The organism is Methanomicrobia archaeon (assembly GCA_011049045.1).
In the GTDB taxonomy this organism is placed as follows: Archaea; Halobacteriota; Syntropharchaeia; order Alkanophagales; family Methanospirareceae; genus JACGMN01.
Genome location: DSCO01000031.1, coordinates 1 through 13,763 on the forward strand (window position 1 = coordinate 1; position 13,763 = coordinate 13,763).

Consider the following 13,763-nt stretch of genomic DNA (forward strand, 5'->3'; position numbering starts at 1 on the left):
GGAGTATTACCAGTACATCGCTTCCCTCGTCGCAACATGGCGATTGCAAGGAAAGGACATCTACAACGAGCTGCAAACGTTACTCACACAGGAGCTCTGTCTACAGAGCTAAACAAATACCTAAAAAATATACACTGAGGTGATGACTGAAGATGGAATTAGCTCTACTAGCTGTTAGTGGTTTGGTCAAAAGCTTTTTAATAATGAGTACTATTGCCCTGTCAGGGACGGGAAGCGCCCACCGCCATGACGGGTTACCGGCGATTAACGTGTATGTAGTGGAGTAGCAAGAACCGAAAATGAAACGTGAAAGAAGACGGATCTGGTACTGTTTGCTCTTTGCGGCTGTTTTCACCGTGCTGGTGTTCGTGAGCGTAGGCGGTGCTGCGACCTATACCGTCTGTTCCCGCGGTTGTGATTATACCAGCATACAGGCGGCCGTGACCGCGGCAAGACCTGGCGACACCATTGTGGTGCACAGCGGCACCTACTACGAGAACGTGAACGTGAACAAGCAACTCGTGTTAAAGGGCAAAGACACCGGCGGCGGTAAACCGGTTGTTGATGCTGGTGGACGGGGAAACGCAATCACGCTTTCTCACGATGGCATTGTTCTGGACGGTTTTACCGCGATAAACGCGGGCGGTTATCCGCAAGCAGGGATCGCCGTTACCTCAAATTACAACACTATTCTCAACAACCTCGCCTCGAACAACGAGTTGGGCATTTATCTGCCCTCATCGAGCAAAAACACGCTGACTAACAACACCGCTAACTCGAATAAGGTGTACGGCATTTTGCTGTTATCGTCGAGCAACAACAACAAGCTGACGAGCAATAAAGCCTCGAACAACCGGGATGAGAATGCGCCATGGTATTGGGCTTGCGGCATTCAACTGAAAAATGGGTGTAACGACAATACGCTTACGGGCAACACCGTCTCGAGCAATACTTACGGCCTTGTCCTGGCTGATTCAAGCAACAACAATACGCTTACGGACAACATTGCTAATTCGAACCGCTACTACGGCATTTTCCTGTGTTATTCAAGCACTAACAATACGCTTACGGGCAACACCGCCGTGAACCATAAAGAATTCGCGTTATCTACCGGTATTCACCTGGATTCTTCGAGCTACAACAACCTGGTGGGCAACACCGCCTCGAACAACGGCCGCGGCATTTACCTGGCGCTTTCGAGCTACAACGCGCTTACCGGCAACACCGTCTCGAACAACCAAAACGGCATTCATCTGTGGACTGCGAGCACCAATACCCTCACGGACAACACCGCGTCGCAGAACAACAAAGGCATTTGGTTGTATTCTTCGAGCAACAACAATATCCTCAAGGGCAATACCGCTACGACCAACTCCTACCACGGCATTTGCCTGGAATCTTCGAACAACAACCAGATCTACAACAACTACTTCGAGAACACGAATAACGCTTTCGATGACGGAACCAACATCTGGAACATCCCCAAGACTCAGGGCATGAACATAGTCGGCGGCTCGTGGCTCGGCGGCAACTACTGGAGCAATTATGCGGGCACGGATACAAACGGCGATGGGCTTGGAGATACGCTGCTTCCCTACAATTCGTTGGGCTATATCGCAAACGGTGGCGATTGTCTACCTTTAATTATGGCGGTGGGGGGGGGAGTGCTTTGCGGTGATGTCAATTGCGATGGTGAGATAGACGTGTGCGATGTTGGGCTATTACAGTACCACGTCGGTTTTCCCGGCGACCCAAGGTGCGCAATCTGCACTGACTGGGCAGCAGACGTCAATGGCGATGGTAAGATAGACGTGGGCGATGTCGGCCTGCTCCTTTACCACGTCGGTTTCCCAGGAGATCAGCGATACGCGCTGAAATGTTGTAGTTGATCCAGCCGACGGAGTTATCAACGGTGAAGAGTTCGTGAACGAACAGCAAGGGCCAGCGGCACGAGGGCTGGATACCGGCGATAGGGCTGCAGCGAGCTGAGCAGCGTTGACCAAAAAACCCAAATCAGACATTCTACGGCAAACGAGTGCGCCGACCGGGATTTGAACCCGGGCAGTTGGCTTGGAAGGCCAAAGTCATACCACTAGACCATCGGCGCGCTGTGCTGCATAGTTATTACCGCACGATACTTATTAATCTATTTTTCAACGGCGCAGAGCTATCGGTCATTACGGCAAGCAACAGCTCTAAAGCGCTCGTGCCTGACAGCACCGCCGCACAGCACCGCACAGTGCGCGCGGTCCCAGCTCGTGATTCAGACCTCACCCAGGCTTGCGCTTTTCTTCTTGCACCAGTTTTCTTCCGTGCAGTAGGCGCGAACGATGAAGAGCGGAAAGAGGGTCACGGTGTCGAGAAACGTCCTGCTGCTGGGCATCGTCAGTTTCCTGAACGATGTGAGCAGCGAGATGATCCACCCGATCCTTCCGCTGTTCGTTATCGCGGTCGGTGGCACCGGCCTGATCGTGGGTCTTATCGGCGGTTTGCAGGAGAGTATCGCGAGCATCTTCGAGGTCTTGTCGGGCTACTGGTCTGATCGGCTGGGTAAACGGAAGATCCTGGTATTCGGCGGCTATTTTACCTCTGCCGGCTTCAAGTTGCTGCTCGCCTTCGCGGTGATCTGGCAGCATATCCTGCTCTTCACCAGTTTCGAGCGCGTGGGCAAGGGCGTGCGAACAGCGCCACGAGACGCGATCATCGCCGATTCTATGCCCGATGCACGAGGGCGAGGCTTCGGGATCCATCGCGCATTCGATACGCTGGGCGCCATCCTCGGCTCGATCACGGTTCTCCTTCTCCTGTACGTGTTCTGGAACGACAGCGATCCGCTCGCCTTTTACCCGCAGGTCATCCTTATTGCTGCGGTTATCGCGTTTGTCTCACTGCTGCCACTCTATCGGGTACGGGAGGCGAAGCGAGCGCCGCAGGAGCTCGGGTTGCATATCAGCTTGCGCCGACTGCATAAGCCGCTCAGGCTCTTCATCACCGTTGCGACGATCTTCGCGCTGGCTAATTTCACCTATATGTTCTTCATTCTGAAGGCGATGGACACCTTTGCAGTTAGCGGGCACAGGGAGTCGATTGCGCTGACGATCGCCCTGTACGTGCTCTTTAACATCTTCTATGCGCTCTTCGCCATTCCCTTCGGCACGCTCTCCGATCGTATCGGGAAACGGTACGTGCTCATCGGTGGCTATCTCCTCTTTTCCGTTACCTGCCTCGGCTTCGCCTTCTCAGAGTCGCTCCCGGCCTTTCTGGTGCTCTTCCCGCTGTACGGGCTGGTCTATGCGATGATCGAAGGGAATCAACGTGCGTTTGTCAGTGACTGGTCGGTGAAGGAGTTGCGAGCCACGGCGCTCGGTACCTTCCGCACGATGATCGGACTTGCGAAGTTACCGGCAAGCCTTATCGCCGGAGTCTTATGGACGATCTCGCCCGCACACGAGTTCACCTTCCTCTTCGGCAGCGCCGTCAGCATCCTCGCCGTGCTGCTCTTCCTCCACTATGGTAAGTATTACTGAACCGCTATCCGGTGCAGGTGCAGCGCTTACCGCACTGCCCTTGCCCTATCCGGAAACGCAGGATTGGGAGGGCATAGACGATGCTGACCGGTGCCTGCACCTCACCGTCCGAGGGGTAATGGGCGTAGTTACGCGGTGGGATAGCAGTAATCCGCCCCCAACTAACAGCTACCACAGCCGGTCCTCGAACCCGGGTAGTACTAAAGAAAAGACCTCAGAACCCAGCCCACCGTCAAGAGGCGCCGTGGGCGAAATGCAGGGTTCAGGTATGCTCTTCTTTCTCGAACTGGTCTTGAATATCTTTTCCCAGGCGGCCAATCGCATCGGAGCGGCACTGGCGGCAGTGCTTCATCTGCATGATATAGGTGCTGCACGCGTCCTGAACAGCCTTCTTCTCCTGCGGCGTTGGTGGCGTAATGTGCTCGAACCGGTACTGCGGGATGATCGGCATGATGTTCTGGATATAGACGCCCAGCTCATGTACGGTCTTCGCAATCTCAATGATATGATGGTCGTTCACCGTCGGGATCAGCACGGTATTGACCTTGATCAGAATCTTCCGCTTGACCGCTTCGCGAATCCCTTCGAGCTGCTTTGAGAGCAGCAACTCAGCGGCTTCACGGCCCGTGTATTTCGTGCCCGCGTAGTTGACAAAGGAGTAGATCTCCTTACCGATATCGGGGTCCACAGCGTTCAGCGTTACCGTTACCGTTCCGATCTCCAGGTCCGCGATATCCTCTATGCGATCGGGCAGGAGCAAGCCATTCGTGCTCACGCAGCGCATCAGATGCGGGAACGCGTCCTTAACGAGCCGGAACGTCTCGAAGGTCTCCTCGTTGTACAGCGGCTCGCCGGGGCCTGCAACGGCAACCACCTTGATGTAGTGCACCTTCGCGAGCACTTCCCGTACCCGCTCCAGCGCATCCTGCGGGCTGAGTACCGTGCTGGTAACACCGGGTCGGCACTCATTGACACAATCAAATTTGCGGATACAATAGTTGCACTGGATGTTACATTTGGGCGCAACGGCGAGATGCATGCGACCGAATAAGTGGCAGGCCTGCTTGCTGAAGCAGGGATGCTCCTGAATCTTTCTGAGCTGCGCGGGATCCCAGGGGACTTCCTTACCCTCGATCTCCGTTACCGGCAGCTGTTCAGTCTCTTTAGCGCTCATATCATTAACTCTTCTTTTTTACCTTAACTTATCTCTCTGTTACCAGGCCTCTTCTACCTTCTTGCATTCCGGTAGCTGAAATGGCACACCCCGGTAGGCGGCAAGCGCTTTGCGCAACGTCCGCTTCGCGAGGCAAGCGCAGTGAATCTTCTGCACGGGGATGGTGCCGAGGAACTCAACGACCCGGTCTTCCTCTACCCTCTCCGCCTCTTCCAGTGTCTTCCCTCTGATGAGCTCCACGAACGCCGCGCCTGCAGCGAACGAGCCTGCACAGCCGATCGCCTGGAAGCTCGCGTCTCGTATCGTGCTGTCCTCGACCTTCAAGAAGAACTCCATCGTGTCTCCGCAGGGGCCGGTGTAGATCGCGTACGCATTTGCATCGCTCAACTCACCGACGTTCACGCGATTCAGATAGAAATCAGCCGCCTTCTCCGAGTAGCCGGATTTCCGTAGTAGGTCTCTTAACTCACCCATCTTAACACCACTCTGCGTTACTCGTATCTTACTCTCCCGCTCTTCTTAATAAGCTTTATTTTACCGCTGCCCGGGCACGCACGCATGCACGCACGCACGCAAGCAATCAGCTCGGCTATTAGCTGCCTTTGATCACCGCGCCCAATGCTGCACCCGCCTCACGTATCCGGGCCAATTCATCCTGATCCGGAATGTACTGCGTTTTCACGGCTGCGACCGGCATATCCCAGCCGAGGGCGCTCATCATGGCCTCGATCTTCTTCGTTGACTGCTCGCCCCATCCATAGGAGCCAAAGGCAAAGCCGATCCGGTTCTTTGGCCGAAGCCCTTCCAGATACGTGAGGAACGCGCCAACCGTGGGCAGAACGCCCATATTCAGGGTGGGTGAGCCGATCAGGACCGCTTTTGACCGAATGAGGTCCGTGAGCACGTCTGAGATGTGCGTGGTCTTCAGGTTCCGCACCGTCACGGGCACACCGGCCTGCTCCAGGCCGTCACGCAGGCTCTGTGCCATCTGCCCGGTCGAGCCCCACATGGTATCATAGACGATCAGCGCTCTCTGCTCCGAGTCATTGGCCGCCCAGTGCTGATACGCGTCCAGGATCTGGGGGAGATACGACCGCCATATGATCCCGTGGCTCGGTGCGATCATCTCGATCTCGAGCCCCGAGAGCGCGGTCAGGGCCTTCTTCACCTGCTCACCATAGGGCAAGACGATGTTCGCATAGTACTTCGCCGCCTCTTCCTGGAGGATCGCCCAGCCAATCTCATCGTCGTAACGCTCAGCCGAGGCGATATGCTGCCCGAAGGCGTCGTTGGGCAGCAGAAGCTTCTCCTCCGGGATATACGTGACCATGTTATCCGGCCAGTGCACCATCGGGGTGAGGAAGAACTGCAGCGTTCGTTTGCCGATACTCATGCTATCGCCCGATTTAACGACCTTAAAGGGCCACTCCGCCTTGTAGTGCCGGCGCAGTCCCTGCTCACCTTTTGGCGAGGTGACGATCGTGGCATTGGGGGCGAGTTCAACCATCCGCGGGAGACTACCTGAATGATCCATCTCCACGTGGTTCGCAACCAGATAGTCGATCTGAGCAGGATCGAGCACTTTGGAGATCCGAGACCAGAGCTCATCACAGAGGTAGTGCTTCACGGTATCCACCAGCACCACCTGCTCATCCACAATGAGGTATGCATTGTAGGTCGTGCCACGCTGCGTCAGATACCCGTGTAAGTTCTGCAGATCCCAGTCGATCCCGCCGACCCAATAAATACCCGGTTTTATCTCTACGGGTTCCATGCTTCTTTTTACGCGCCTTCTAACCGCTCTTTCGTAGCGCCCTTCACGTGCTGAGCATCTTCTCAGCGATCTTCTTCCCGAACGCCGTACAGAGCGGATCGCCCTCACCGACCATCATCTGCGAGGTCTTCACCTTCAAGCCCGGCTCCACCATCACCATCCCGATCATACGCTTCATCGTGTCGTTCATAATCTGGATCGACTCGCCGCCCCAGCCGTACGAGCCGAAGGCCGCGCCTATCTTGCCCTTCAGGTTCGCCTTCTTCATCTCGATCATGAAGAGCTTGATCTTGGTCGAGACGTCCTCAAAGTACGTCGGGCAGCCGAGCACAACGGCATCGACGCCCGCAAGATCATCAGGCTCTGCTTTCGTGGCAAACTTGGTCACCACGTCAATACCGTCCGCTTTCATCGCTGCTTCTATCAACTTCGCCATTTGCTCGGTATAGCCCAGGTTCGTATCGTATACTAACAATGCTTTTTTAGCCATTTTTTTCATTCCCTCCTGATTCTTATCATTCACCCACCATCGGTACCCCGCAGTTCGGGCAGGTGAGCGAGCGGCAGGGAACGCCGCGCCGTTTCGGTGCTGCGTAGCCACACTGCGGGCACACACAATTCTCCGGCGGACCGCCCCGGCCGAATCCCGGAGGCGGTCTACGAGCACCTGGTTCTCCCGCCATGAGCTATCTCTCCTCTCTTACCGAACCTTACCTTACCTTACCTTACCTTACCTTACCTTACCTTACCTTACGTGCTATCCTCAGCGGCAGCCGGTGGCGTAAAGGCCCGCAATTCCAGCTCCTTATCGATCATGAGCAGACCCTTGCCGTCCTCGCCGATGAGCTTCAACTTCGTAATGATCTCATTGTCATTCCCTTCCTCCTCGATCTGTTCGGTCACAAACCACTGGAGGAAGATCTGTGTCGCATGATCCTTCTCCGCGATCGCGAGATCCACCAGCTCGTTGATGCTCCTGGTCACGAACTGCTCATGCGCCAGGGTCTTCTCGAACATGTCCATCGGCGATTGCCATTCCGTCGGCGGCTGCTCGATCGCCCTCAGCGTCACCCGTCCGCCCTGCTCGTTCACGTACTGGTAGATCTTCATCGCGTGCGTCATCTCTTCCTGGTATTGCACCATGAACCAGTTCGCAAAGCCCTTGAGCCCGATATACGTGCTGTAGGCAGACATGGAGAGATACAGATAGGCCGAATAGATCTCCTTATTGATCTGCGCATTGAGCGCCGCTTCCATTCGTTCGCTTATCATGGAATATGCGTATCACCCCAGCAACTCCTCAACTTCTGCCCGGCCCTCTTCCAGCTCCTCAGCCTGCTCCTGGTCGATACGGAGCAGTAAGGTCTGGAATTCGCCCATGTGCGTCTTCTCCTCTTTCGCAATGTCCAGAAGAATCTTCTTGAGCCCTTCGTGCGTTGCCATTGCCGCGAGCTGCTCATACAAATTGATCGCGTCGAGTTCCGCGATGATCCCCACACGCACGATCTCCCTATCCAGCTCTTCATCACTTACCTCTCCAAAATCCGTTGGTATTTCAGATAGCATTTTTTATGTGCCTCCTCATCACGCGCACCGCGCGGCTTCACCTCGCACCGACGCTGGCGCCACAAATCAGGTGTATATTCTATCCGGGGCTGCGATTTAAATAGTTGTCGCTTTGTCGCAACGTGCGGTGCCGTGCGCAGAAAGTATTTATATGATTGGATACAGATACAACATGTGGGCTATTCCATCAGGAGGTGATACGCATGGCTTGGAGAAGGTATTTCCGAGATCCGTGGGAAGATCTGAGACGTATGGAAGAGTGGATGGATCGTATGTTCCGGGAGACATGGATGCCCTACTACCTGGAGCGGAAGGCGCTGCCCGGAGCAGAGGGAGAAGAAGGAGCGGCGTTGACCGTCTCACCCTCGGTCGATATCAAAGAGGATGAGACGGGGAACATCGTCGTGAACGCGGATATACCCGGCGTTGAGAAGGGCGACATAAGCATCTCGGTGAAAGGCGATATGCTCGAGATCAGCGCGGAGAAGAAGGAGGAGAAGGAAGAGAAGGAAGAGGGCTATATCCGGCGCGAGCGGCGGTACCGGAAATTCTACCGCTCGATACCCCTGCCGGCTGAGGTCGATCGTGATAAGGTTGAGGCATCGGTGAAGGACGGCGTGCTCACGATCTCGATGCCCCGGCTCAAGGAAGCGGAAGTCAAGAAGATCGAGGTAAAGTGAAGTGAAGTAACCTCGGTGGTCGCGGCGGGTCCGCTTACCAGAGACCCGCCTCTTTTTATGCACCACCGCATAACTATAAGAGTACTAAGATAGGAGGTGAAATGGAAAAAATGACTGAACTAGAAGTAAAACCGGTAACCTTACCGCTGATCGGCGATCCTGCGCCCGATTTTGAGGCTGATACGACCTTCGGGAAGAAACGCTTGTCTGATTACCGGGGGAAATGGTTGATCCTCTTCTCGCATCCGGCCGATTTCACACCGGTCTGCACGACCGAGTTTATCGCCTTTGCGAAGATCCACGATGAGTTGAAGAAGCGGAACACCGAGCTCATAGGCTTGAGTGTCGATAGCACCTCGTCACACATCGCGTGGGCACGGAACATCGAGGAGAAGGTCGGTGTCAAGATCCCGTTCCCGATCATTGCTGACCTGTCAAAGGACGTGGCCACGAAGTTCGGGATGCTGCATCCACGACAGAGCACGACCGCGACGGTCCGCTGCGTCTTCTTCATCGATCCCGACGGGATTCTGCGTGCGATGCTCTACTATCCGCTGTCCACTGGACGGAATATGGACGAGATCGTGCGGATGATTGATGCGTTCCAGACGGCCGATAAGTACAAAGTGGCGACGCCGGCTGACTGGCGGCCCGGAGATGAGGTCGTGGTGCCAGCGCCGAAGACGCAGCAGGACGCGGAGAAGCGCGTGACCGAAGGGTACACCTGCGTCGACTGGTATCTCTGCAAGAAGAAAGTATAACCGGTCTACTTCTTTCTTCTTTTCTTTTTCTTTTCTTTTCCTTTTTTACACGTAACAAACAGAGGGGCCGGTGGCGCCCCGAGAAGGAGCATCCATGCTCGAAATAAAAGATCTGACAGTGGAAGTGGAAGGCAAGCCTATCATCAAGGGCTTGAATCTCACGGTCGAGAAGGGTGAGGTGCACGTGCTCTTTGGTCCGAACGGTTGTGGCAAGACGACGCTGTTATTGACGATCCTCGGCTTTCCGAGCTATACCGTCACCCACGGGCGCATCATGTTCAAAGGCGTGGATATTACCGCGGCAACCACGAACGAGCGGGTGAAACTGGGTATGGGGGTCTCGTTCCAGCATCCGCCGGAGATACGGGGCGTACGACTCGGTGACATGGTCAGTATTGCTCTGGGCCGGAAGGAGGGTGTCATTGACGAGCAGGTCATCGCACTCGCGAAACGGATCAATATCTCGGCCGAGTTCTTGAATCGCGACGTGAACCTCGGCTTCTCAGGCGGCGAGGTGAAGCGCTCGGAGATCTTGCAGCTGCTCGCGCAAGCGCCCGACTTCATCATGTTCGATGAGCCCGATTCAGGGGTGGACGTGGAGAATATCGAGCTCATCGGCGAGATCATGCGTGAGCTGCTGGATCGTAACAAGCGACCGAGCGAACGCGAGCGAGCAGGTCTGATCATTACCCATAGCGGGTTTGTCATGCACTACATCAATGCAGACCGCGCACACGTGATGCTCAACGGCCAGATCGCGTGCTCGGGAATGCCAGATGAGGTCACCAAGCATATCATGGAGTCCGGATTCGAGAAATGTGTGGAGTTATGTGGACAGAAGGTGTGCGCTGACGAATGAAGAGCAAGGAAGAGCTAAAGGACCGTGCGAAGCGTGCCCGTGATAAGAGGGCGGCACTGGGCGAGGATGTAGACCTTGAGCAATTTGAGACCCGAACGGGGGAACACCAGGCACTGGACTCATTGAGTGAGCTCGAGACGGAATATGCACAGGATCTGCTCCGCGCCGGCATAGAGCCCTCGGAGAAGGATCGATCGGGCTCCTTCCTGCAGCGCGACCGTTCGGTCGTCTTTTCGAAAGTGAACTACCCCGGGCTTGAGATCATGAGCACTACAGATGCGCTGGCAAGATACGAGTGGCTCACCGACTATCTCTGGCAGCTCATCCCGGTTGATGCGGATAAATACACCGCGGAAGTTGAATTGGCCGCAAGTCACGGGTACTTCATCAGGGCGAAACCAGGAGCAAAGGTGACCATGCCGGTACAGTCCTGTCTCTTTATCACCGCTGATAAGGTCAGACAGAACGTGCACAACATCGTCATCGCCGAAGAGGACTCGGAATTGCATATCATCACCGGCTGCTCGGTCTCCCACTCGGTCACGACGGCACTGCATCTCGGCGTCTCCGAGTTCTACGTGAAGCCCGGTGCGAAGATCACCTTCACCATGGTCCATAACTGGAGTAGCGGCATAGAGGTGCGGCCGCGCAGCGCGGTGCGCGTGGAAGATAATGGTGTGTACATCAGTAACTACATCTTGATGACGCCGGTGAAATCGCTGCAGATGTTCCCTACCACCTACTGCGTGGGTAGAAACTCGCGGACAACAACGCAATCGATCATCTACGCCACGGAGCAGGCGAATATCGATATGGGCTCGCGCGCGGTGCTCCAGGGCGAAGGGAGCAAGGCGGAGCTCATCTCACGCGTGATCGTGAAGGACAATGCCAGCGTCGTTTCCCGTGGCGATATTGTGGGCGCGACGAAGAACGTGAAGGGGCATCTCGAGTGCGGCGCCCTGATACTCTCAGACACTGCGCGTGTGGCCTCGGTGCCGGAACTGACGGCCACGCGGACGGATCTCGAGCTCTCGCACGAAGCTGCGGTCGGCAAGATCGCGGAAGAGGAGATCAACTATCTCATGGCACGCGGGCTGAGCGAGGAGGAAGCCACCTCGGTGATCATTCGCGGCTTTCTGAATGTGGACATCACGGGCCTGCCCGAGGCGCTGGCGCAGGAGACGAAGAAGATGTTCGAGCTGAGTTTAGAGAAGGTAATGTAAAACCTTTCTTTCGGCGAAGCTTTTTCCGCAAACGCTTTTTTAAAGGGTTTAAAGAAAGCTTTACCAAAGAAACATCATACGTAATCTGCAGTGAAAAAAAAGCTGTATTTGTTTAGCTCTGTAGACAGAGCTCCTGTGCAAGTAACGTTTGCAGCTCGTTGTAAATGTCCTTTCCTTGCAATCGCCATGTTGCGACGAGCGAAGCGATGTACTGGTAATACTCCGCACCCTTCTTAGACCTGAAGGTACCGATGATCTTCCGTATGAGTACCTGCTCGCTGAGATTGTTGGTTTGCTCCATCCCGGGATAGAGGAGACAGGTATACCAGTCTCCCAGGCCGTTTCTGATGTACGTTATCGGCTTCTTCAGTTCTTTGAACTGGCCGAAGTGCGCCACTAACTCTGCCATTTCGCTATCCCACGCTTCCTTCTGCTCTTTCCGATCTTCCATTGACGCGGGAGGATCTTTTCCGAGGTACTCCTTCAACGCCCTGTATCTTCCATGAATGCTCTCTGAGAGTTCAGTACCACCAAGTTTCTCACGGAATGCATCCACTTCCCGTACCAGGTGTGACCAGCAGCGTTGCAAAACCGGGAAAAAGTTGTAGGCTCGCCAGCCATCGGTTACGCCCGCGCAGGTGATCTCTGTTCCGAGGATCTCTTCCAGGACATCTCCACCCCGGGAAGGCCTGATAACCACTAATGCCTCGTCCTGAGGTGTCCTGAATGACCAGAGCCACCAGTTCTTGCCCAAAACCCTCATACCTGTTTCGTCCACGTAGATCCATGGAACGACTCTGATTCGCTGCAAGATACGTCCATATCCCTTCTTGCAAGCTGCGCTTACTCGTAAGAGGGCGTCCTGGACGCCCTTGGGAGTAAGGCTGAGGGCGTTCAGTTCACATGACACGTGAAATCACTAATCCGGCGTAATACACCGCGGAGGTTGAATTTCAACATTGCCCGGTAGACCAGGAGGTTCACGCCGAATCTACCCTCGGTGGGGTAATCTCCATGCGCGGCTTCAAACGTATGTCCGCAGGTGCGACACCGGTACTTATGCCTGTTGTACTGCACGACTTTGATCTTCGGCGGTGGTGGAATATCCTCTATCACTGTTGCTTCAACACCTACCTCCTCTGAATCTTTGCTCCCGCACGCTTCACAGTGCTCTGCGGTAACTTCCACTACCTTGTCAGGCTCACGTTTTGGTCTGGTCGCCCCTCGATGCCCTTTCGGGGCCCCGCGCTTCTTTACACCTGCTGACTTCGCCTCATCCTTGAATCGTTGCGCAGAAGTGGGTGTATGGGGATATTCATACTGGGCGAGTTTCGCTCTTAATGCAGCGTTCTCTTTTTCCAGCTCTGCTATTCTTTCTTCCAGATCCTAGCAGTAACTGCCGCTAATCGCCTGACCGCGCTACTACCCACACGCTCAAACCGTCACCCCTCAAAGGTGTACAAAAACGTGTATTTAAATATGCATCTTTTCCACTCCAGTTTTGTGGGAAACGAGGGGGGGCATTTATGGGTATCGAAAAGCTCCGGAAAGCTTATAGGACGGGGGAGCTAAACAAATACAAAAAGCTTAAATGACGAGAACAAGATGACCGGAGGTGGCTTTTTATAGCTGAGAAAGAATAAATTACGTGAGATATATTAACCGGCTGGGTAACCGGCAGGGAGAAGTGTTATGACTGCTAAAGTATCAGTTTATGAAGGGCAGATAGTTCAGGAGATAAAGGGTGTGCCGGAGGAATACTTGCCCAATCTACTCCTGATTGTTCGCTTGTTCCGCGAGAGCGTAGCATTAAAGCCCGCCGAAACCAGCTTCCGTAAAGGATGGGAAGAAGCATTAGCAGGAGATACCCTGCCAGTGTCCGAACTATGGGTGGACATTGATGCCGAGTGAGCCTGCTGAGCAGGTGCATATTGAGTATACTCCTGAGTTCAAACGCAACCTGCGGGCACTTGCTAAGAAGTACCGCCGTATACGGTCTGATGTCCAGCCAGTGATTGACAAGCTCGAAGCTGGCGAAGTCATGGGCGTTCAGGTGCCAAGAACACATTACGCTATCTTTAAGGTACGCGTGCGAAACAGCGATATTCAGAAGGGTAAACGTTCAGGCTATCGCATGATTTATCATCTCAAAAGACCGAAAAATATCATCCTCGTGACTATCTATTCCAAGCTTGACCA

14 protein-coding genes, 1 tRNA gene and 1 pseudogene are annotated in these 13,763 nt (G+C 54.6%); 8 read left to right on the top strand and 8 right to left on the bottom strand.

The window, feature by feature from the left end; genetic code table 11:
- Window positions 1-299: 299 nt before the first annotated feature.
- On the top strand, window positions 300-1,889 hold the full coding sequence (locus ENN68_03895) for a hypothetical protein (GenBank protein HDS45227.1): 1,590 nt from the start codon (window positions 300-302) through the stop codon (window positions 1,887-1,889).
- A 147-nt stretch (window positions 1,890-2,036) separates the two neighbouring features.
- On the opposite strand, the gene ENN68_03900 is transcribed toward ENN68_03895, so the two are convergent.
- Window positions 2,037-2,107, bottom strand: a tRNA-Gly gene (locus ENN68_03900).
- A gap of 223 nt (window positions 2,108-2,330) precedes the next feature.
- On the opposite strand from ENN68_03900, the gene ENN68_03905 reads away from it, so the two are divergent.
- On the top strand, window positions 2,331-3,527 hold the full coding sequence (locus tag ENN68_03905; GenBank protein ID HDS45228.1) for an MFS transporter: 1,197 nt from the start codon (window positions 2,331-2,333) through the stop codon (window positions 3,525-3,527).
- A 262-nt stretch (window positions 3,528-3,789) separates the two neighbouring features.
- Here ENN68_03905 and nifB read toward each other — a convergent pair whose 3' ends face one another.
- From nifB to ENN68_03935, 6 genes are all read right to left on the bottom strand, one after another.
- A complete protein-coding gene (gene nifB, locus ENN68_03910; GenBank protein ID HDS45229.1) occupies window positions 3,790-4,701 on the bottom strand; it encodes a nitrogenase cofactor biosynthesis protein NifB in 912 nt (303 codons plus the stop codon).
- Window positions 4,702-4,740: 39 nt separating this feature from the next.
- The gene (locus tag ENN68_03915; protein HDS45230.1) at window positions 4,741-5,175 is read right to left on the bottom strand and encodes an iron-sulfur cluster assembly scaffold protein; all 435 of its coding nucleotides are present in this window, start codon (window positions 5,173-5,175) and stop codon (window positions 4,741-4,743) included.
- Between the two features lie 118 nt (window positions 5,176-5,293).
- Window positions 5,294-6,475 (bottom strand): FprA family A-type flavoprotein, encoded by a 1,182-nt coding sequence (locus ENN68_03920; GenBank protein HDS45231.1) that lies wholly within the window; start codon window positions 6,473-6,475, stop codon window positions 5,294-5,296.
- 43 nt (window positions 6,476-6,518) lie between these two features.
- A complete protein-coding gene (locus ENN68_03925) occupies window positions 6,519-6,974 on the bottom strand; it encodes an FprA family A-type flavoprotein (protein HDS45232.1) in 456 nt (151 codons plus the stop codon).
- A gap of 251 nt (window positions 6,975-7,225) precedes the next feature.
- Window positions 7,226-7,747 (bottom strand): ferritin, encoded by a 522-nt coding sequence (locus ENN68_03930; GenBank protein HDS45233.1) that lies wholly within the window; start codon window positions 7,745-7,747, stop codon window positions 7,226-7,228.
- 12 nt (window positions 7,748-7,759) lie between these two features.
- Window positions 7,760-8,041, bottom strand: coding sequence for a rubrerythrin (locus tag ENN68_03935; GenBank protein HDS45234.1), 282 nt, complete (start codon window positions 8,039-8,041; stop codon window positions 7,760-7,762).
- A 203-nt stretch (window positions 8,042-8,244) separates the two neighbouring features.
- Between ENN68_03935 and ENN68_03940 the strand changes: the two genes are divergently transcribed.
- The 4 genes from ENN68_03940 to ENN68_03955 all read left to right on the top strand — a co-directional run bounded on the left by ENN68_03940 (window position 8,245) and on the right by ENN68_03955 (window position 11,564).
- Window positions 8,245-8,721, top strand: a complete 477-nt coding sequence (locus ENN68_03940; GenBank protein HDS45235.1) for an Hsp20/alpha crystallin family protein — start codon at window positions 8,245-8,247, stop codon at window positions 8,719-8,721.
- A 110-nt stretch (window positions 8,722-8,831) separates the two neighbouring features.
- A complete protein-coding gene (locus ENN68_03945) occupies window positions 8,832-9,482 on the top strand; it encodes a peroxiredoxin (GenBank protein ID HDS45236.1) in 651 nt (216 codons plus the stop codon).
- A gap of 94 nt (window positions 9,483-9,576) precedes the next feature.
- A complete protein-coding gene (locus ENN68_03950; GenBank protein HDS45237.1) occupies window positions 9,577-10,341 on the top strand; it encodes an ABC transporter ATP-binding protein in 765 nt (254 codons plus the stop codon).
- The gene (locus tag ENN68_03955; GenBank protein ID HDS45238.1) at window positions 10,338-11,564 is read left to right on the top strand and encodes a SufD family Fe-S cluster assembly protein; all 1,227 of its coding nucleotides are present in this window, start codon (window positions 10,338-10,340) and stop codon (window positions 11,562-11,564) included. Before ENN68_03950 ends, ENN68_03955 begins: the two co-directional genes overlap by 4 nt.
- 112 nt (window positions 11,565-11,676) lie before the next feature.
- Here the strand turns inward: ENN68_03955 and ENN68_03960 are convergent.
- Window positions 11,677-12,947 (bottom strand): annotated as a pseudogene (locus ENN68_03960) (IS66 family transposase).
- A gap of 309 nt (window positions 12,948-13,256) precedes the next feature.
- Here ENN68_03960 and ENN68_03965 point away from each other — a divergent pair.
- Together ENN68_03965 and ENN68_03970 are read left to right on the top strand one after the other, a co-directional pair.
- Entirely contained in the window at window positions 13,257-13,475 is a 219-nt protein-coding gene (locus ENN68_03965) for a hypothetical protein (protein ID HDS45239.1), read from the top strand.
- Window positions 13,465-13,763, top strand: a 299-nt coding sequence (locus ENN68_03970; protein HDS45240.1) for a type II toxin-antitoxin system RelE/ParE family toxin, incomplete at its 3' end; no start/stop codon positions are given. The genes ENN68_03965 and ENN68_03970, both read left to right, overlap by 11 nt.

Bases quoted from the DNA above. Each gene is read 5' to 3' on its own strand.
- ENN68_03895 (HDS45227.1), top strand. From the start codon at position 300: ATGAAACGTGAAAGAAGACGGATCTGGTACTGTTTGCTCTTTGCGGCT.
- ENN68_03905 (HDS45228.1), top strand. From the start codon at position 2,331: ATGAAGAGCGGAAAGAGGGTCACGGTGTCGAGAAACGTCCTGCTGCTG.
- nifB (HDS45229.1), bottom strand. From the start codon at position 4,701: ATGAGCGCTAAAGAGACTGAACAGCTGCCGGTAACGGAGATCGAGGGT.
- ENN68_03915 (HDS45230.1), bottom strand. From the start codon at position 5,175: ATGGGTGAGTTAAGAGACCTACTACGGAAATCCGGCTACTCGGAGAAG.
- ENN68_03920 (HDS45231.1), bottom strand. From the start codon at position 6,475: ATGGAACCCGTAGAGATAAAACCGGGTATTTATTGGGTCGGCGGGATC.
- ENN68_03925 (HDS45232.1), bottom strand. From the start codon at position 6,974: ATGAAAAAAATGGCTAAAAAAGCATTGTTAGTATACGATACGAACCTG.
- ENN68_03930 (HDS45233.1), bottom strand. From the start codon at position 7,747: ATGATAAGCGAACGAATGGAAGCGGCGCTCAATGCGCAGATCAATAAG.
- ENN68_03935 (HDS45234.1), bottom strand. From the start codon at position 8,041: ATGCTATCTGAAATACCAACGGATTTTGGAGAGGTAAGTGATGAAGAG.
- ENN68_03940 (HDS45235.1), top strand. From the start codon at position 8,245: ATGGCTTGGAGAAGGTATTTCCGAGATCCGTGGGAAGATCTGAGACGT.
- ENN68_03945 (HDS45236.1), top strand. From the start codon at position 8,832: ATGACTGAACTAGAAGTAAAACCGGTAACCTTACCGCTGATCGGCGAT.
- ENN68_03950 (HDS45237.1), top strand. From the start codon at position 9,577: ATGCTCGAAATAAAAGATCTGACAGTGGAAGTGGAAGGCAAGCCTATC.
- ENN68_03955 (HDS45238.1), top strand. From the start codon at position 10,338: ATGAAGAGCAAGGAAGAGCTAAAGGACCGTGCGAAGCGTGCCCGTGAT.
- ENN68_03965 (HDS45239.1), top strand. From the start codon at position 13,257: ATGACTGCTAAAGTATCAGTTTATGAAGGGCAGATAGTTCAGGAGATA.